The sequence below is a fragment of the Salinicoccus sp. Marseille-QA3875 genome (genome assembly GCF_054950095.1).
Window position 1 is genome coordinate 1,942,760 of record NZ_CM143103.1, and the last position, 21,319, is coordinate 1,964,078.

The 21,319-nt window shown below is 32.3% G+C and carries 14 protein-coding genes; 12 read left to right on the top strand and 2 right to left on the bottom strand.

The features are described from left to right. Positions 1 to 29: 29 nt before the first annotated feature. Complete coding sequence (locus ACY8DT_RS10040) at positions 30 to 2,465, bottom strand: GW dipeptide domain-containing protein (RefSeq protein WP_462420169.1); 2,436 nt, start codon at positions 2,463 to 2,465, stop codon at positions 30 to 32. 287 nt (positions 2,466 to 2,752) lie between these two features. Between ACY8DT_RS10040 and ACY8DT_RS10045 the strand changes: the two genes are divergently transcribed. The 5 genes from ACY8DT_RS10045 (at position 2,753) to ACY8DT_RS10065 (ending at position 10,707) form a co-directional block, all read left to right on the top strand. After that, a complete protein-coding gene (locus ACY8DT_RS10045) occupies positions 2,753 to 4,591 on the top strand; it encodes a hypothetical protein (protein ID WP_462420170.1) in 1,839 nt (612 codons plus the stop codon). A gap of 251 nt (positions 4,592 to 4,842) precedes the next feature. Continuing rightward, positions 4,843 to 6,021: a glycosyltransferase family 4 protein gene (locus tag ACY8DT_RS10050; RefSeq protein WP_462420171.1), complete on the top strand. Its 1,179-nt coding sequence runs from the start codon at positions 4,843 to 4,845 to the stop codon at positions 6,019 to 6,021. Positions 6,022 to 6,039: 18 nt separating this feature from the next. Then, positions 6,040 to 8,838, top strand: coding sequence for a glycosyltransferase (locus ACY8DT_RS10055; protein ID WP_462420172.1), 2,799 nt, complete (start codon positions 6,040 to 6,042; stop codon positions 8,836 to 8,838). A 108-nt stretch (positions 8,839 to 8,946) separates the two neighbouring features. Next, entirely contained in the window at positions 8,947 to 9,759 is an 813-nt protein-coding gene (locus tag ACY8DT_RS10060) for an ABC transporter permease (protein WP_462420173.1), read from the top strand. Positions 9,760 to 9,795: 36 nt separating this feature from the next. Beyond that, a complete protein-coding gene (locus tag ACY8DT_RS10065; RefSeq protein WP_462420174.1) occupies positions 9,796 to 10,707 on the top strand; it encodes an ABC transporter ATP-binding protein in 912 nt (303 codons plus the stop codon). 21 nt (positions 10,708 to 10,728) lie between these two features. Here the strand turns inward: ACY8DT_RS10065 and ACY8DT_RS10070 are convergent, their stop codons facing one another. Continuing rightward, complete coding sequence (locus ACY8DT_RS10070) at positions 10,729 to 11,940, bottom strand: DUF6270 domain-containing protein (protein WP_462420175.1); 1,212 nt, start codon at positions 11,938 to 11,940, stop codon at positions 10,729 to 10,731. A 92-nt stretch (positions 11,941 to 12,032) separates the two neighbouring features. Here ACY8DT_RS10070 and ACY8DT_RS10075 point away from each other — a divergent pair, with 92 nt between their 5' ends. The 7 genes from ACY8DT_RS10075 (at position 12,033) to ACY8DT_RS10105 (ending at position 21,289) form a co-directional block, all read left to right on the top strand. Continuing rightward, positions 12,033 to 12,551, top strand: coding sequence for a hypothetical protein (locus ACY8DT_RS10075; RefSeq protein ID WP_462420176.1), 519 nt, complete (start codon positions 12,033 to 12,035; stop codon positions 12,549 to 12,551). Positions 12,552 to 12,563: 12 nt separating this feature from the next. After that, positions 12,564 to 13,199: a ParA family protein gene (locus tag ACY8DT_RS10080; protein WP_462420177.1), complete on the top strand. Its 636-nt coding sequence runs from the start codon at positions 12,564 to 12,566 to the stop codon at positions 13,197 to 13,199. A gap of 31 nt (positions 13,200 to 13,230) precedes the next feature. Continuing rightward, positions 13,231 to 14,484, top strand: a complete 1,254-nt coding sequence (locus ACY8DT_RS10085) for a nucleotide sugar dehydrogenase (RefSeq protein ID WP_462420178.1) — start codon at positions 13,231 to 13,233, stop codon at positions 14,482 to 14,484. A 71-nt stretch (positions 14,485 to 14,555) separates the two neighbouring features. Further along, positions 14,556 to 15,758 carry a hypothetical protein gene (locus ACY8DT_RS10090; RefSeq protein WP_462420179.1) on the top strand — a complete coding sequence of 401 codons (1,203 nt, stop codon included), beginning with the start codon at positions 14,556 to 14,558 and terminating at the stop codon, positions 15,756 to 15,758. 26 nt (positions 15,759 to 15,784) lie between these two features. After that, positions 15,785 to 18,391 (top strand): glycosyltransferase, encoded by a 2,607-nt coding sequence (locus tag ACY8DT_RS10095; RefSeq protein WP_462420180.1) that lies wholly within the window; start codon positions 15,785 to 15,787, stop codon positions 18,389 to 18,391. A 150-nt stretch (positions 18,392 to 18,541) separates the two neighbouring features. After that, entirely contained in the window at positions 18,542 to 20,176 is a 1,635-nt protein-coding gene (locus ACY8DT_RS10100; protein ID WP_462420181.1) for a heparinase II/III domain-containing protein, read from the top strand. A gap of 18 nt (positions 20,177 to 20,194) precedes the next feature. Continuing rightward, positions 20,195 to 21,289, top strand: a complete 1,095-nt coding sequence (locus ACY8DT_RS10105; protein ID WP_462420182.1) for a hypothetical protein — start codon at positions 20,195 to 20,197, stop codon at positions 21,287 to 21,289. The last annotated feature ends 30 nt before the right edge of the window (positions 21,290 to 21,319 follow it).

Consider the following 21,319-nt stretch of genomic DNA (forward strand, 5'->3'; position numbering starts at 1 on the left):
AAAATCCTAACGGGTATTTTATGAAAATTTTAGAATGTATGTCTTGTAAAATATTGTCCTTTAATACCTAGTTGATTATAGTAGTTTTGAAGATTTCTGCCTGTAGCATAAGCCCAGTTTACATCTGTTGCATATTGATATGTTCCAGGATTACGCGGATTCCATCTCATTGAATATAACGTATTTTGTCCTCTGGCAAAGTAGTTGGAAGATACAAAGCCTGCACCGCCGATGATTGCTTTCTCAGGTGTATCCCATCCCATTCTCTGAGCATAACGCGCACCACCGAGCAATGCATTATGATCTACTGCACCAATGCCGTACATATTGTAGTAAGTTGTCCCATTATTGGATCTATTGCCATTGCGGTCTAGTTTAACACCTTGGGCCAGCTGGCTGCTGCCGTGACCTGTTTCTAAAATCGCATGTGAAATTAAATAGACTTCATTAATTCCATGTTGCTTAGCAGCCTGTGAAAATGCACTGCCACGGTTTGTCAAAATACCTTTATTGTTAAGGAGATTACGGTTTAAAACTGAACTGGATATACCTTGGCGCTGATTTAGATTTAAGAAGGTATAGTCCCAGGCGCCGCCTTTCTGATGGCTTGTATCAAGGAAACGTTTGACTTCACTGCGTGTGGCATTTCTCCAACCGCCACCGTTTACCCATGCCTGTGGTTTAGTTGATAATGACATCTGGGTGTTTAACACACTGCTCAAACTGCGGTTGTATTTCACAGTTTGAACTTTTGGAGAAGAAACAGGGGGTTTTGAAGCTGTATATTTAGTTAATGCTGCATCTGAAACCCAGCCTTTTTGTTTACCGAACCCACCATAGTAATGTGTAGTAGCTCCAATTTTTATACTCTTTTCTGCTTTAAAAGGTGTGTTTTTATAATTTTTCAAACTGCCAATCTTTTGTGATGAGTCTCCGTAAGGATCTGAAAACAAATCAAAGCTATCATGTTTTACAGTATAAGATCCACTATGATTTCTTACGTTTCCTAATCCGAATGTTTGTAAATCATTTGCTTTCATCCAACCCTGCATTGCACCATCTAATCCATTATGTATTTTATAATATGTAGTGCCGCTGTAATCTGCTTTTTCAGTGATAAATAAAGTACTGTTATTAAATCTCTGTGCGGAAACAGAATTATTGCTTGTTACTGGGCTGTATATACCTGAGTTATTATTATCGTTAGATATTCTTGCTGCGAATCTGGCTGAAGAATAGGCAGGCTGAGATTGTCTGGTTAATCTGGATTCGGATAACCAACCTTCAGAATTCCCTAGCGTACCGTAGTAAAATGTTACTGCGCCGATTTTAATGGTTTCTTTGGTCTTGAAAGTAGAGCTGCCAGTGTCTCTTATCTTTTTCACATGCTGTTTAGAAGTTCCGTAGGGGTCAGCAAATAAATAGTCATTTTTATAATTTGAATCAACGTAAAGTGTTTCGTTATGTTTTCGATGGTTATAAATCCCATATAAATCTAAATCACTTTGCTTCATCCATCCCTGCATCGGACCGTTGACACCTTTAAGAATTTTATAATATGTATTACCGTTTACTTTAGTTGATTCGGAAATAAATAAGGTTTGATTTAAAAATCGAGTGGCATTCTTACCTTTTTTATTCGTTACTGGGCTGTATAAGCCAGAGTTGTTTTCATTTTTGATTCGAGTTGCGTAGTTAACAGTTTTTATCTCAGGAGCCTTTTTCACTTCTGATTTTAAACTCATGGTTGAAAATGAAGCAACTTGTGAAGGTGCGGACAGAGTGCGAACTTTGCTTTCATGATTTTTTGGAGTAGGGAGTACATCCTTCTCGATCTCTGACTCTTCAAGAACTTCAACATCATTTGTGGTTATAGTCTCTGATGAAGTTTCTTGAGTACTGTGTTTGTAGGACTCTTTCGGTAGTGAATCCTCATTAATTTCATTATTAGTGTGTTCGATATCTTCTTCTTCTGATTTTTGTCTTGAAACTTGATCTATAGATTTATGATTAATCTCTTCCTCGGTAGTCTTTTGAAAAGTCTCATTTTCTAAAAGTTGCTCTTCCGAATCAGATTTTTCCAGTTCGGTGTTATTTGTTTCGAGAGTATCAATATTAGGGTTGTCATCTACTGTTATGAGTTCTTCGGTTTCGGTTATTATATCCTCTTCTTGTATATCTTCTGAATTTGATTCATTGACAGGCTCTTCTGCAATGTTTTTCTCATTATGTATTGTTTCTTCTGTAGAATCTGAATATGTTTCTAGAGCATCTGTTTCTTGATGTGAAACTTCATCAATATCAGAATCAGTAATCTCATGTTTAGTTTCTTGACTTACTATAATTTCAATTTCTTCTATATCAGAAGTTTCATCTGTAACTTCATCAGCATGTGCTACCAGTCCAGAAGTAAGTAATGAAGTTGTGATTAAAGTGGGTACAATTAATCTGTTCTTATATTTCATGGGGGCCTCCAAGATATTTACTATGTTTATAAATATTATATACAATTAGAATAATATGTCATTCTAATTTACGTGAATTTAATATAAATGTAACAATACATAATACATATATATTTAATTAGTATATAATTAGTGTTAATTTAATTTATAGTGTTTTCTATTAATAGGAATAGGTGGGTATTGATATTAAATCAAAACCTAAATAAAATAAACTTTTATAACTACTCATATATTAATGATGCGTACTATTCTATTTATCATTTTATAGACAAACAGGGGGAGTATCTATGTATAGCCTTTCTAATAAATTGCACAAAGCATTTTTCATCACGGATGTGACTTCCAATAATTATGATTTCATTAAAAGAGATTTACATGACAACAAATATTTGTATATTTCAAAAGATTATTTGTTTACCCATAAAAAAGTAGGGACAAAAGAAATTTATCTGTTAGGTTATTGTATGGATATTCGGAATGGGAGTATCTCGGTAGAAAACATTGTAGAGAATTTAATTGAATCAAATAAGTTGGAAGAATTTTATGATGAAGTTGAGTATTTAAATGGACGATTCACACTAATTTATAACGACGGTCGCGATGTGTATATTTCATCAGATGCCTCCAGTTTAAAACCAATATTTTACAATGAAAAGTATGAAATAATTGCCAGTCACGTGTACTTAATTAAAGATATTTTAATTAATGACTATAAAATCGAGCTTAGTAAGAATAAGTTTTTCCGTAAAGGTTTCTTAGATCATACCTATCATAATGAGATTTTCAAACTTAACCCTAGTAATGACGTTTCTATGAATAATTTTAAAATTTCCAGAATTTTTCCCAGAAGAAATAAGGATGAAAAAACTATAGATGAGTCGTTGAGCATACTGGAACCATATTTTGATGAAGTAATCAACTGGTTAAATAACCAGCCTAATAAAATATTCAGTTTGACCGGAGGAGCGGACTCTAAGCTTTCCTTAGCTTTAGTGAAGAACTTAAAAAAAGATATAAGGTTTTTCACTTATTTAAAATCAGAAGATGACCTAAATAAAAATCCAGCCTCTAAACCTATATATAAAACAGATGAGTTTATTGTTGACTCTTTGGTAAATAATCTAGACTTAAAACACGATTTTTTTGAAATTCCGAGTTTGAATAAAAATCACGATTATTATGAGTGGATGGACAGAACGCTTTCATCGAACCATTCCTATGCTTTGAGCAAGTACTTTTCAGATAATCAACAATACCATAACGGATTGCATATAAAATCAACAGTTCAAACTTTAGCCAAGTCTACATTCAGGAAAGAATTATATATGAAGAATAACTTTAACAGCATGATAGATGGTTTATTGAGATGGTCACCAGCAGTGGAATCTTTACCAGGTAAAAGAAAAGGATTAGATAAAGCAGTCAGAGAATATATGTATAGAACTGATTTAGATTTTGATAATATTTATGATTATAATATGTTAGATTTACATGCCTTAGAAATAAGGCTTGGTAATTTCCAAAGTATTATTACTCAAGAAACTGACAATGTTTTAGAGGTTTTTAATATTGTGAATTCACGTAAAATATTTGAAACTTTATTATCTCCAAAGCTTGACGAACGAAAAAACATGTCTTTACATACCGCAATAATAAACAAATATTGGCCTGTTTTAAATTTTTTTGGAGTGAATACAAGTGAGAATGCTTATCAAAAGTCCAATAGGTTGGAACATGCTCTAGCTAAATCCAGAGATCACAATTTCGTTATAAAAAAAGGTCTGGAACTTTTAAAACCTAATTTACTAAAAGCGCACTCAGAAGATGGCAATCTAATTTTAAAACCGAGAAGCAGTCCTATAGACCCTTTAAACGATTATAGTTTCGAAGTAATTAATAACAGTAGCAACAACTTAACTTTTAATTTAAGTACTATTTATAATAATCGTAAAGGCAACGGTATGCTTATTGTTAAAATAGATAACGAAGAATATGATGTACTGGATTTAAATTCAGGAAAAGACATTCAACTTCACTCTAAGTCAAGAATACGCATCAAACTTAATCCCGCAAAAGAATTGAAGAATAAATCTTGGCTTAATGCAGCAGTTTTGATAATTAAGTAAATTAACATGCTTGGATGCCAGAGAATCCAAGCATGTATCTTATACATACACATGAAACTTCATATAAAAATAGTCAGTTTTTTAAATTATTAAAGATAATTCGTTCTTTTATTTATAATGGTAATATAAATAAGAAGTATGTTTTGAATATAAAAAATCTTTATCAACAACATACATCAACTTCAAGTGTGTTAAAATTAAATATTATATACATACTTTGGACATATTTTTAAAAATGATGGGATACGACTATGAAAATTTTACTGATTACACAAAACTTTTATCCTGAGATCGGCTCCGGTGCCAATCGATTAAAAAACTTATATATACATCTTTCAAAAGATAATGATGTGGATGTGCTGACTACTGCACCCACATACCCTAACCAGAAGTTATATCAGGAAGAAAAGTACTGGGATGAGCCTAAAATTGATGGATCTCCAAATATTTTAAGACTAAAAATGAGAATTGATAAACAGTCGAAGTCTCTAAAGATGAGAGTACTGTACTATTTGGAGCTGGCCTACAAAGTTTGGTTATATGTAAAAAGATATCAATCCGATTATGATGTGATATACGTCACCTCACCGAATATATTTTTACCGTGGGCAACATTCTTTTCACAAAAGAGACATGCGGGCGTAAAAAAGGTTCTGGAAGTCAGAGATCTATGGCCGGACAGTGTCAAAGAGATTGAAAAGCTTAAAATCAATATGTTCTTTCCGATACTGAAGCTCATGGAAAAACAGATCTATAAACTGGCGGATAAAATTATTGTAAACAATGAAGAATTTAAGGATCACATACTGAGGATCACGCCTAAAAAGAAGATACTGTATTTACCGAACTCACTTCAAAGAAGTGAGATAGATTTTAAAGAAGCGAATGACAGCTTTAAAGTAATCTATACCGGTAATATTGGTTTGGCGCAGAATTATGAGCAGATTAAAGAAGTTGCAGATTATTTGGAAAAAAGCAAAATCACATTCAATATAATCGGGTATGGTGCATATGCGCATCAACTGAGAGATATCATAGAAGCACAAGATATGAAGTACGTCACTTTTTATGAGGAAAAAAGCAGGGAAGAGTGCCTGGAGTTGACAAGAAATCATAATGTGGCTTTATCACTCCTTAAGGAAAGCGAAGTATTCTTAAGAGTGCTTCCGGGTAAAGTGGTGGATGCAATTGGCTCCGGAGTGCCGGTGGTATCCAATTTGAGTGGTTATTCAGCAGACTTGATCAATCACAGCAATGTGGGATTCTCAAAAGCCAAAGCTACAACCGCAGATATCATCAGAATGATTAAAGAGATAAAAGCTAATCCCGATCTTGAAAAAGAAATGCGGTCGAATGCAAGGCAATTAACAGAAGATCTTTTCATATGGGAAAATAATATCGTATCTTTAAACGGATTTTTGAAAGACTGACAAACTAGGAGAATGAGTATGAACTATTTATATGGGTTCCTGTCATACATATCTTTCAAACTGAATATGCCGACTTTTGCGAGAGGCTTCTTTAAAAAGAGCCTGTCGATGAAGATGGGTGCTAAAGAACCTGGAATCAGTTTATATTTAAGAAGTTCAAATCATGCACCGGTTTTGGAAATAATTGAACGAAGCAATCTAAACAATCAGTATCAGGCTTATTTAAAGGCAACGGTGCACAGACATGAAAGAAACTATAAAAAAGCATATCAATATATTGCGAATGATAATAATCCGGATATTTTAAATCTGAAAGTCCGTCTGATGTATGACCTTAAAGATTTCAAGAGTATCGTAGCATTGTCAAAACAGGGCTATGACGTACTACAGAACTTAAATGACAGTCAACAACGTACTTTGGTTAAATATTTAATATCGAGAAATAATTTTGAAGGTGCAGAAAATCTTTTTAAAAATACATCCGTAAGAAATGAAGCACTATATGAAGATTTCGAAGCGGCTAAAGATGATATTTTTTATAAGTACAACTGGAGACAGTATAAAGATAAGATATTAGAATTGGATGAAACTGAATTTACAGATATTAAAGACTATAAAACACATATAGATAATCAAAATTATCAGGTGCAAGGTCTGGGTTATGTTTTGATTATTAATCAATTTTTTGAGAGAAATGAAATGGAAAATGCTCTGAATGAGAAATTTGTACCATACATAAATGCTGAACAGACTCTACTTCAATATATAAATCCCGCAGCAGTCTATAAATTAAACTTCAGTTTTGCCGACGAGTCAGATGAATCCATACAATTACAAAATGCTTTGAATCAAATGTACATTGGAGAACAGTCACAAAAGCTTATTCATGATATTGTTCAGAAGTTGCATAAAATACAATTAACACATCAACATATTTTTTCTATAAGAAGGTTAATCATTGAAAACCGCCTGGACTTAACCAACGATTCAGTGAGTGGTCTATTTAAGAATGGACGCAAGCTGGAACCAGTTTTTTATAATTTGAATTTATTTACGGATGCATCAAACAAAGAACAAGTGGATGAATTTGTGCACACAGAATTTGATAATAAGCAACAAAAGCGAATTTATAACATAGTTGTTAAACAATTGAACAGTATTGATGATGCGAATATTTTACCGAAATACATAATGCAATATTTAGAAAAGAATAATATTAAGATGTCACACAGCATAGTGTTGGCAAAACAGTATTATATGACTGGCCAGAACGAAAAAATCACATCACTATTTAAAAATAGACCGAAAGATTTCCAGTTTAAAATGCATGTGCAACTGGCTAAATTTTTGTTTAATACTAAAAGGTACCAACAGTCTTTGTATGAGTCAGAGAAAGCCTATGATATTAAACCAAATAATCCTGATGTATTAAGAGCCCTGATCAGAGCACACCATGTACTAGGGAACATTACTAAAAGATACGAATTTTTGACAAAACTTAAAAAAGTTAATCCGGCAAGAATATTTCCTGGAGAATTTAAAATGGCAGAGCAGGAGTATCAGCTTTTTAATCAAAATTGGGAACTACCAGCAGAATTAATTGAGACAAATATCGAAAAGGGCAATGATAAGATATTATTTGTTCTAAATAAAGCACTACCTGTAGTCAACGGTTACACAATACGCTCTAATGAAATTATCAAAAGAGTTAAGGAACGAGGATATGAACCAGTTGTAACAACAAGGTTAGGCTGGACACCTTTGCATGAAAGTTATGAGATTCCCAAAGAACCAATTAATGGAGTGCAGACGTATTATATCGATAAATCAGATAAATATTTAACTAATAAAACACCTGTTTTAGATTATTTTGATGAATATGCTAAAGAGCTTAAAAATATAATCAATAAAGAAAAACCAAGTATTATCCATGCTGCATCAAATTACCAAAATGCTTTACCGTCACTTCTGCTGGGTAAGAAGCTAGGCATTAAAACAATATATGAAGTTAGAGGAATGTGGCATCACACTCAAAGCTCCAAAATCAACGGCTTCCAAAATTCAGATCGTTTTAACTTACAGGAGCAGCAGGAATTTCATTGTTGTGAGGTTGCCGACAAAGTATTTTGTATCAGTGAGTCTTTAAAGACATATTTAATAGGGAATGGTATAGACAAGTCTAAAATCACAGTTATTCCAAATGGAGTGGATACTGCTTCAATTGCACCGATAGAAAAAGATGATGAGATTATCCAAAAATATGGTTTAAAGGACTATCATGTACTAGGTTTCATTGGATCCATCACGAGCTATGAAGGCTTGGATTTATTGATAAAAGCTCTGAAAGACTTAAATAATCGGATGGATTTAGATAAGAAGTTTAAGTTATTAATTGTTGGTGATGGGCAGTATAGAAGTTACTTGCAGTCTATAACTGAAGAATTAGAATTACAGGATTACGTTGTTTTTACTGGACGAGTCTCTCACGAAGAAATATCCAATTATTATTCTGTAATCGATGTAGCTCCTTTTGCAAGGACGAACGACCTGGTGTGCCAGCTAGTGACCCCATTAAAAACTTATGAAGCAATGGCAATGGCTAAAAAAGTAATTGTTAGTGATGTTGGTGCGTTGCAGGAGATGGTTATAGAAGATGAGACTGGTCATATATTTGAAGCAGAAAACCTTGAAAGTTTAAAAGAATCCCTTCTAAACATCATTGATAACAATGATATAGGAGAGAATGCAAGAAATTGGGTCGTTAAAAACAGGGATTGGACATCAATTATTTCAAAAATAGTTGTTACTTATCAATAGAAATTACTGAGCATTTAATAACTAAACAATTAGTTTTGTTTAGTTATTTTTCTTAAAAATTGTGTATAATCAAAAGTATAGAGATGATTAGAAAATTAGAGGTCTGAAATGAATAATATTTTAGCATTATTTAAAGAACAATGGGACAACAGAGTTTTAATTTGGAAACTTAGTCTTTACAATTATAAATCTGCTTATGCAAGGCATTATTTAGGTGTTTTATGGGTCGTTTTAATGCCAATACTGCAAGCTGCAGTCTTTTGGTTTGTTTTTGGTGTAGGAATTAGAAGACCAAGAGGAGACGTTGGTGATTTGCCTTTCATTGTCCATTTATTATCTGGGATTTTTCCGTGGACATTTATAACTGCTTGTGTCACAGGTGGAGCAATGGCTATATTATCAAAAGTAGGATTAGTTACAAAAATGAAGTTCCCTTCAAGTATATTAATTTCACTGACCATCGTTGGAAATATAATTTCGCTGGTTTTTACAACATTAGTAATATTAGTTATAAGTTTAGTCAATGGTTATTCAAGTCCTATTTATTATGTAGGGGTATTTTACTTTGTATTCGCTACTGTTGTGTTTACATTTGGATTATCCTTAATACTTTCTGCAGTGGTCATAATAATAAGGGATGTAAAAAACATTATACAAAACTTCATGAGATTATTTTTCTTTATGACTCCAATAATCTGGACTTTGGAAACGGCTACTCCTATGATGCAAATCGTTTCAGAATATAATCCATTCACATACTTGGTAATGACATACAGGACTTCGTTGGTATACTCTGAAGGGTTTGTATATGGTGATTGGTCAAATCATTTATATTTCTGGAGCTTAACAATACTTTTATTTTATGTCGGTGTCCAAGTGCATTACAGATTCAGGGATAAATTCGTTGATTATATGCGTTAGAGATGAAATACAAATAATAATACAAGGTGAGTTCTTATGGATTATAAAGTGAAAGTGGATAAAATTTATAAAGCATTTGATATGAATATAAGTAAAATAGATAAGTTATTATCCCTGTTCTCTTTAGGAACTATTAAGAAGGAAAAAAAATTTTATGCACTGAACGATATATCATTTACCGTTAATGAAGGAGACTCAGTAGGGATTATAGGTTTAAATGGCTCTGGAAAATCTACATTAACCGATTTACTTGCAGAAGTGACTCAACCTTCAAGCGGGACGATTGATATTAATGGAACGGTATCATTAATTGCTATCGGGGCCGGATTAGAGCAAGAATTGACCGGTGTTGAAAATATTAGATTGAAATGTCTAATGCATGGTTTAAATGATGAAAAAATCGATGAAATCTTTGATGATATCGTTGAGTTTAGTGAACTGGGAGAATTCATTCATCAACCAATACGTACTTACTCCAGTGGTATGAAATCCAGGCTTGGTTTTGCTATCGCTGTTCAAATGGATCCTGATATTTTAATTGTGGATGAGGCATTGGCTGTAGGGGATAAAACATTTTCGCAAAAAGGTGAAATAAAGATTAAAGAATTTCAAGAACAGGGTAAAACGATATTTTTTATATCTCATGCTGCTGGTCAGATAAAACAAACGTGTAATAAAGTTGCCTGGATACAATTTGGGAAACTGGAAAAGTTCGGTGAAACAGAGCCGATTTTAGAAGAATATGAGAGCTTTATAGAAAATTTTAATTTGCTGACTAAAGATGAACAAAAGCAGTATCGGGAAAAGATGATGGATGAGCAAAGTAAGCAGCCTGACATAAATTTTAAAAAGACTGATAAAGTCAGATTTTCTACGGTATTTACAACTTTCTTTTTACTGTTGTTATTCAGTGGATCAGTAATACTTCATACATTAAACATTCTATAGAAAAATCAGAATAGCTGTGAGCTATTCTGATTTTTTGTTTAAAAAGGTTAGGAAATCAAATATTACTGGATCAACCAGTTTTAAATGAGTATTGTCATTTATAAAATCATTGAACTCTTCTGTACTCATTTGTGAAACAGTACTAACAGCCATATTTAATAAATTTTCTTTTTTTGTATATTTTTTTTGAATTTCTTCCGGCAGGAATACATTATAACCTGCATATCCGTTAGGATGCAGGTATGCATTGCCTATCAATCCCAGTAACTCGTGCTTCTGCAGTATAATGTCTAACATCCACAAGTTTTGGAAGGATGGGATTTCTACATATTTTAGATCAATTTTGGCATCAGCAGTTTTAGCAGATGGGTTAAACTCATATGTCTGTGAAAATCTCGGATTGACTTCCTCATTGGTAAGATTGACTCTGATTCTATACTTAGCAGACTCATCTAACTTGAACTCAAAATATCTATTGGTTGTAGGTTCTGATGATTTAAATGGCTTTCCATTTTTGTACAGTTCATAGACATATTCTCTTTCTTCTACATGGTTTATATAGACTGAAAGTAAATTGTCTTGTAATGATTCATCAAACAACAATTGATTATAATAATTGTCAGAGGAGAATTTTCTTAAGTTATCATTCACTTTATTATAAAATTCAAGTGGTGCTTCTAAATTTTCATCCAAGCCCTCATTATCTACTGTGAGTATTAACTTTTGTTCAATATTTCCTTCTAAAATCTTATATAATCCTTCTATGAAATCTTTCTGTTCTTTTTCTTTAGGCAGTATTTTTATGAAGATTACTTTTTCATATCGATTCATCAACTTTAAAAATTCATCAATTCTCCTTTGTAAGGCTCTGAATTTCTCAATATTGGATAATGAATTGCTTTCCACATTCTCGTCTAGCAATTCCAATGAAGAAGTATTATAGAAAGAATGATTAAACTCAGAGATGTCATTCAACTCACTTAATAACTCAATAATCAAAATTTTTGAATCAGAATCTTTCAACTTGGAATACAGTAATTTGTTTAAATCACGATAGGCTACTGTGATATCGTTCAGATCAGTAGTATTGATGTCTTTCATTGTTGTTTCATATGGGTCAGATAGTAAAGAGAGTATACTTTGGCCTTCAACAATATTGTTCACTTCAAAACGGAAATTTTTAAATTCAGTGAGTTTCCTTGTAAATTTACTGCCTATTATATCGACTTTCATGTAAATGCACCTCGAAATTTAGTATCATTGTTTTATAATGATTTATAAAATAGTATAATGAAATTTGTATAATGATTAAGGGAGATCATACTATGTACTTTTTAAAGAAGAATGCTTTGAATGTCATCATTTTCGTTTTAATCTTCGGCGTCCTCGGTACTATCATTAATCTTGTAGTGCCTGCCGGGTCTTATGAGTACGAAGAGTATTATACAATAGATGGGGAGATTTCACCAAATACGAACGGTACTCTTAATGCATTGCTTAATGATAGTGTGAACAATCAGTTTGTCGAGAAGACTGCAACAATCAGTCAGCATCCAGATTCAAATATAATTCAATTGAACATAAGTACCAACAGCCGGGATGATATTAGCACTGTTAAATCACAGGTTGATAATATTATCGCAGATCAGGGTTACATAGTAAGCGAAACAAATGGAGCCAATAGTTATCAGACAGAAAACACGATTTTGAAAATATTCATAATCGTCCTATCGTTATTTATCGGCTTGATTATGGGTCTAGTCATTTCCTTGCTGAACAGAAGTATATCCAGTGATGAAGATTTTGAATATTATTTAGGTGAGAAAACTTTAGGCACTTTCTAGGAGGTTTATGCCATGCGTCGCAGTCAAAGTGATATGGTATCAAGAGTAATATCCGATGAAATTTTAAGTGATTTATACGAGACGGCAATCGTCATAAAAAATGGTGTTGATGAAAGACAATATGATTCGATGCTGGTCAGCTCCATTGACAATAGAAAGGCCGCCATAGAAGCTGCAGTACATATTGGTTATTTGCTGACACAGTTCAAGAAGAAGGTGCTGCTTGTCAATCTTGATCCGGAAAATATATATACTATTGATGAGTACTTGGATCCGGATAAAGAAGCTGATTTAATATCCCAGCTGAAGCACTCTTCATACATCAGTGAATCAATTTCACGCAGTCAATTTGAAAATTTTGATTCTGTGGGTGTTGAAAAAATTAATGAAGATGACTTTGCCACAACAGTAAATCAGTATGATTTAAAAAGTAAACTGCAGCCATTGACGAATTATTATGATTTGATGATTGTAGTCGGCCCGGAAGCTGATACTTTCAATTACTATGCAAATATATTGGAACTGGTTGACAGTGCATTGACTGTTGTCAACAAGAAGAGTAATGATAGAAAATTATTGAAAAAACACATAGACAAATTCAAGGTGTTCAATATAAGAAGTTTTGGTATAATAAGAAAAGATAATTAATAAATTACTAGAAAGCAAGGTGTCCTTTTAAATGAAGTTAACAACGATTGGTTTAGGTTATATTGGTTTACCAACGTCTATTATGTTCGCAAAATACGGTGTAGAAGTGGTTGGAGTCGACATTAAACAAGAAGCAGTAGATATGCTGAATGGTGGAGAAATCCATATTGAAGAGCCAGGTTTGCAGGCAGCGCTTGAGCAAGTGCTTGCAACAGGTAAATTCAAAGCTTCAACTAAAGCTGAAGAGGCAGATGCTTATATTATAGCTGTTCCAACACCGAACAAAGAAGATGAATTTAAATCATGTGATATTTCAATCGTAATGGCGGGTGTTGAAAGTATTGTGCCATTACTTAAAAAAGGTGACACAGTCATTGTGGAGTCAACAATTGCGCCAAGAACGATGGATGATCATGTTGCGCCATATCTTGAAGAGCAAGGATTTAAAATTGGCGAAGATATTTATTTGGTCCACTGTCCAGAGCGTGTATTGCCGGGTAAAATCATGGAAGAACTGATCTACAATAACCGTATTATTGGCGGTATGACCCCAGCGTGTGTTGAAGCAGGTAAAAAAGTGTACGGTACGTTTGTTAAAGGTGAAATGATTGAAACGAAAGCAAAGACTGCAGAGATGTCTAAGTTGATGGAAAATACATATAGAGATGTAAACATCGCTCTAGCAAATGAGCTTGCAAAAATTTGTAATCACTTAGATATAAATGTGCATGAAGTGGTTGAAATGGCCAACAAACACCCGCGTGTGAATGTACATACGCCAGGTCCAGGTGTGGGTGGTCACTGTTTGGCAGTAGACCCTTACTTTATTATTTCTGAAGCGCCTGAACAATCTCCATTAATTCAGCTCGCACGTAATATCAACGTATCAATGCCAGAATATGTAGTGGATTATACTAAACACATTCTAAACAAATTGGATGGTAAAAAAGTGACAGTATTTGGCTTGACCTACAAAGGTGATGTGGACGATATCCGTGAATCACCGGCCTTTGATATATATGAACTACTTAGAAAAGAAGAAAGTGTTGAAGTCAATGCTTATGACCCACATGTAAAGATGGATTTTGTAGAGAAAAATTTAGAAGAAGCGGTTCAGGATTCTTCTCTTGTACTTGTGCTGAGTGATCACAGTGAATTCAAAATGTTGACAGATTCTAATTTTGAAACGATGAAAGACAAAGTAATCTTTGACACGAAAAATGTCATGGGCGACGGCTTTAATGAAGTGAAATATTACAACTATGGTAATATTCAAAAATTCTAAAATTAATAAACCGAATAGCAAACTGCTATTCGGTTCTATTTTGATACAGTAATATTCTGGAGGGAATATAGATGATATCTCTAACAAGTATAATCTATCCAAAACAATACATATTTTTCGAAGATGATGATAAAAAGATTTATAAAGTCATTAACGATATTGAAAACGCAAAACCTGTAGACGAATATTTATGGAGTCCTATTACCACTATTTCAGAAAAGGAAGTAGATGGGATCGTCTATTCACTTATACAACATGAAGATGAAAGATTGGGATGGGTAAATTTAGATAAGTCCATTCAAATATTCAGACATGAACCTGTTTATTATAAATTCATAGATCAAGAATTTGAAAATCATGAACTGAATGTGAAAATGGGCAATGTAAAAGATTACAGAATTCAATTTAGCAATAAAATACTCACTGTTAAGTCAGAGATTGAATATAACGGAGAGATACTTCTAGGTGTGTTCATTAAAAATAAGTTTTCAGGTTTCCATTCCAAAAATTATTTTGAAAAAATGATTGAATGTAATATTGAAATACCAATAGATGTTATTAAAGATAAAGAGCTTTATAAACTCAGTAATTTAAATAAGATATACGATAATAAAGTAGCTTATGATCGACCAAAATTAATCACAATCTATAAACAAAATAATTTGGGTAGATTAAAAATCAATAACAAAGAATTCTTCTGGACTACACTAGATGGATTAGAGAATTACATTACTGATTACAATAACAATGAAGAATCACTTTCACCAGAGCAAAAATTATATGATGATATCGTATATGGGATTAATCTGGAAAGGCAACACAGTAAAGAAATGTTGAAAACTGTGTTGGATGCAAGGAAATATTTAAATTCAAAAAAAGCAAAAGAGAAAGATTTTAGAATCAAACGTTTAGAGTCATCTTTTAAAAATGCTAAAGCAAAAAATGAAGCATTTCAAAACACAATTTTAAAATTAGAAGAAGAAGTGAAAAATTTAAAGAAGGACAAGCCTATTACAAAGCAGCAGGATCTGCAACTGAACAAACCAAACCAAAAATTAAAAACTGAAAATAAAAATTTAAAAAATGAAATCCTTGATCTGAAAAGAAGTCTGAGAAAACTTGAAAATTCTAATGACCTAAGCAATAAAAGGCTCGAACACCAAAAAGAGTATAATGAGAGACTTGAAGCACAAAAGAATAAATATAAAAATAGAATGAATCTTGTTGAAGAAAGAATGAATAAGCTTATGCAGAAAAATGATTCAGTAGATTAATTTTTGAAAGGAGGTACTCACAAAATATGGATAGTAAAAAGCTTGAAAAAAAGCTTGAAAATTATTATGAGAAAATTAGCGGTAATTTTTCAATGACTTTAAATCAGATGATAAATGATTTAGATCCTTCAATCATGGCTAATGAATATAGTTCAACTTTCTCTAAAAGAGTCAGTGCTGACCCATTTTACTCTATGAAATTCGATGAAATGGGTCGGGAGTACGCACTGAATAAATTTAGGCATGCGCTAAGCAACATACCTGAAAGTAATGGCAGTCGCTTTTACAATAAGGTAAATTTACATGTGGGAATAATATCCGATGAGTTTCTGTTTAACTCTTTTAAAGATGTCGTAAATTTAGAATACATTTCCTGGAACAATCCACAAATCAAAAATTATGATTTTGTAATTTTTGCAACAACGTGGAAAGGCATTGACGGTTCCTGGGAGGGAGCTGGTCATCCAAATAATGAAAAACGTAGAGAAATGGAGAGACTGGTAGAAAGATTTAATGATAAAAATGTACCAACTGTTTTTTACTCTAAAGAAGACCCTGTGAATTATCATTTATTTAAATCTCTCGCTAAAAACTGTAAATATATTTTCACTACTGCTATGGAATCAGTAAAAAACTATCGTGAATTTACTGGCAATAACAACGTCAATGTTTTGCAGTTTGGAATTAACCCTAAAATACATAACCCAGTAGGCTCAAGAACAAAATATGCAAGTCAATTTAAAGATCATATTTTATTTGCAGGAAGCTGGTTGTCAAAGTACCCGGTAAGAATGAGTGAAACTAAGAAATTATTTGACTCTATACTGAGAGAGAAAGCACCATTTACAATAATAGATCGCAATTTAAGGTTGGAAAATCCCAGATACCAGTTCCCTTCAAAATATTTAGGGAATATTGCACCGCCTCTCCCACATGATGACTTAATGAAACTGCATAAGGTCATCAGATGGAGTATTAATATGAACTCAGTAAAGTATTCCGAAACAATGTTTGCAAATCGGGTATATGAATTACAGGCATTCGGGAACATATTACTATCAAATTATAATACCGGTATTAATAACTTGTTTCCAAATGTAAGAATCGTCAACACTGGTGAAGACTTCAATGTTATTTATAATACATCTGATAATGATTTGAAAGACTTGCAGGCAAAAGGTATAAGAAATGTATTTAAAGAGCACACGTCCTACCATCGCATCAGACAAATAGCATCTACAATTGGTCTGTATTTAGAAGAGGAAAATGATAAAGTTCTTGTGGTGTTAAATAAAGAATCGAAAGAGAATATTGATAACTACAAGAGACAAATTTATGAGAACAAGGATTATGTATCTATAGAAAAATTAAACACTCTTGATATAAAAAAATATGGATACATTACATTTTTTAATGATGATTATTTGTATGAAGAATATTACTTGGAAGATATGTTGAGTGGATTTAAATATACAGATGTGGATTTTGTTACTAAAGATGCTAGAAAAGAATTTCACAATTATACAAGTGAAATTGTTGATAAGTATAAAACGATGATTCATACACCGTCTTTTAATGGTATCGAGAAACTCCCACATTTGTCCAATGGTTATAACCTTGATGATGTAGAAATTATTGAAAATACTTTGGAAAAAGAGAGTAACGTATTCCCAGAGAAGAAACTCAGCGTAATCGTTCCTATCCATAATAATGGCACTTATTTGGAAGAGAAATGTTTTGCAAGCTTAAAACGGTCAAGCAGCTTTCATAAAATGGAAATTATATTTATAAACGATGGCAGTACGGATGAAACGACTTTGAAAATTATTAGTCGATTAAGAAGAAGACACCCTGATATTGTTTACATTGAAAACAAGGAAGGTTCGGGCAGTGCTTCAAAGCCGAGGAATCAGGGAGTTCGTGCAGCCACCACTGAATATATTACCTATCTCGATCCTGATAATGAAGCAACGGGTGACGGTTATCACTATTTATTGAATCTAATTCAGGAACAAAATGTAGATATGGTAGTAGGGAATATCATTAAAGAAGACAGCCACAGACGGGTAGGCGGAAAGTATACTGATATTTTAAAGAGGAATAATAAAGGGAAAATGTTCGTGTCTGATCCAAGAGACTTTTTAATTCGTTCTGATATGAGAGTACAAAGTATTCAGGCAGTTATTGTTAAAAAGGCTGTGATTATTGATAATGATTTAATCATGGTTGAAGGTGCCGCAGGACAAGATACAATGTTCTATCAAGAACTGGTATTAAATTCAAAGTCATTATTGGGAACAAATAAATATATCCACATATATTATGCGGCTGTCTCAGGCAGTGTAACAAATACAATTTCACATAAGTTCTTTGAGAAATATTATAAGTTAGAGTTGGAACGTATTCCTTATTTAAATAAATATGAGTTAATGGATACTTATTTAGAAGTTAGGTACAGCCCTTATGTAAAACAATGGTATCTTACAAGATTAGAAAAAGTAGCACCGGAACATAGAGAAGAAGCGATTAGGAAATTTTTAGATATAATCAGCTTATATGATGAATATGAACCAGAGTATGATTCTGAGTTACAAAATATATTGAAAGAATTGAAGGAAGAAGTCAATTATTAATATCATATAAATACTTAAAGGAGAAAGCGAATAATAGTCTTTCTCCTTTAAGTTTATAGTCTATATATAATATCAGAAATAGTTTGGTATAATAAAAATGTTATAAAAATAAGTGAAGAATTATTTTAAACATTAAAAGGTGGAAATATCTTGAAAACGATAGAAATCAAGAACGTAGATGTTTTTAAATTATTAAATCATAGTAAAAAAAGAACGGAATCAATCTCAAATAATGCATTAAAAAATATTATAATCCCTTTTCCGGGTTTTGATGCGACTAATTTTGATGAAAATATGTGGAACGAAACTAAGAAGAAAAAATATGGTAACACTTATATTTTATATATTCATACGCTTAGAGTGTGTGCTGAACTAATGAACCACTATGAAAAGACAGAAGAAATCGACTATTTTAATAAAGCAGAAGAAATCATTCATTCATGGATTGAATACTCCAAAAGAGATGAAGTACACGATATGGTGTGGTATGACCATACAACAGCGAACAGAACACAAGTAATAATCCAGTATTTAAATCTTGCCCAAAAATTAGAACGAGATTTGGATTATGGCATGATTGATGGATTACTGCATAAGCATGGGAATGTGATGATGGATGACAGCATATATAATCATAATAACCATGGGCTGATGATGGACAGATCATTGATGATTCTAGGTAATATTTTAAAAGATAACTTATATAAAGAAAAAGGTAAGTCCAGAGCAGTAAATACGTTTTGGTACTCATTCAGTCCGCAGGGTATACATTTAGAAAATTCTCCTCAGTACCATAATATGGTTGTCAGGATGTATTCAGATATCGAGAAATATTTGAATCATAGGGAGGACTCACTTGGTGATACAGTTAAAGAATATCTTAAATTGGCTAAAAAATACCCATCATATATATCTAGACCTGATAAAAGATTAGCAAGCATAGGAGATTCAGGATCTGAAGCCCAGAGAGTTCCAAAACGATATAAGAATATATATGATAAAGAAGCTGGTATCGCAATATTACAGTACGCAAAACCTTTGCCATTTTTCTTAACATTTATATGTGGGTACAGTTCCAGAGTGCATAAGCATAAAGATGATTTAAGCATTACTTTAAACTATAACAATGAAGATTTCTTTGTTGACCCGGGTAAATACAGTTATACGCGTAATAGCACCAGGAAATATATAACTTCAAAAGAAGCACACAGCAGTTATTACATGACTGAATTTGATTATACTATTAAGAATGAAAATAGATTTACTAGAAAAATCGCTCTAGAGAATTATTATGAGAATGAAAACTTTACTTTTGTAAAAGGTTTTAATAATGACTTTAACGGGAGTTCTGCTAAATTAACAAGACATATTGTTCAATTTAAAAATCAACCATTATTCATCTTGATTGATAATTTGGAAACCGACAGAAAACATGAATTAAAATTAACTCAGAAATTCAATCTAGCTTCTAATGTCACAGTTGAAGGTGAGGATGTAAAGAAGCTGACAGTGAATGATACTACTTTGAACCTTAAACAATTTAATGATGTGACTACTTTCGAAGTTATAAAAGGTGATAAACAAAAGCCGATTGCTGTAAATACTTCGGGTTTTGCCAAAGTCGAGGAAACTAAACAGTTGAAGTTTGAAAATGAAACGAACAAAGAAAATGTATTTTTAACAGCAGTATATGATGAAACACATATTACGAATTTATATTTAATTCTTGAAAATTCGACACTTAAAGTAAAGTTTAATGAAGAAGAATTTTATATATATATTTAGTTGAAAAGAGGCTGCATAATGGATGAAAAAATTAGTAACTATAAATATTCCAAGCAATTCATACTGATAGAAGATAAAGATAAAAAGCTTAGCAAAAGTCCTTACTTTGAAACTGAACTGGAAAATGTTGATGATTACCTATTCTCAGTAGTAACCTCAGTAATTCAAAAAGAGACAGATCATGGCTTAAAGCATTTAATACAATATGAGGATAAAGAAATAGGATGGATTAGTCTTGAGGATTCGATACCTGTTTATAGGTTTAAACCTATGCACTTCCAGGTGATAGAGGAGGACTTCCAGACAAACGAATTAAATCAGAAAATGAATATTGATAAGGATTTCATTTCACATTTTAAAGGAAAGTTATTGACTGTTAAATCAGAAGTCTGTTATAAAGACGAAACCTATTACAGTGTTTTCTTGAAAAATAAATTTCACGGGTTTCATCATGAAAGTCATTTAGATCCTTTATTTGATATTCATTTGCCACTATCTAAAGAAAATTTTGTTGAGATGCCGGAAATATATATGATTAGTAGCTTAACTAAACCTGTAGTCGCGTTACCAGAACTTTCAGAATCTGAATTAGTTTCAATATTTCCTAATAATAAGATAGCTAAAATAAAGGCTGAAAAATCGTTCTATTGGACGCATACTTCCCAATTGAAAAATTTAGATCTACCAGAGCTGAAAATTAGCTATAAATCCGAATCGCAGAAAATCATGGAAGATATTTTTCACAGTGTTCAAGTTGAAAGGGAGAAATCTAAAGAAATGGTGAAGTCAGTTTTATCTGCGAAAAATTATTTGAGCAACAAAAAAGGTGATGCTAATTTCTTAAATACATTAAAAAGAAATTCAAAAAATGATGCAGAAGAACTCACAGAGGAAGTTAACACCTATAAGAGTGAAAACTTAGATTTAAAACGACAGCTTAGAGTTTTAGAGAATGATTATAAACTTGCTCATAAACGTCTGAATCATCAAATAGATTACAAGAAAAGAGTAGAAGCACAACGTGATAAATATAAATCACGTATGAAAACAGTAGAAGAAAAACTGAAAAATTTAGACCAGAAATACAAAGCGCTACGTGATAAAAATAAGTAAGCACTCTTTGGGAGTAGAATGAGGTGAACT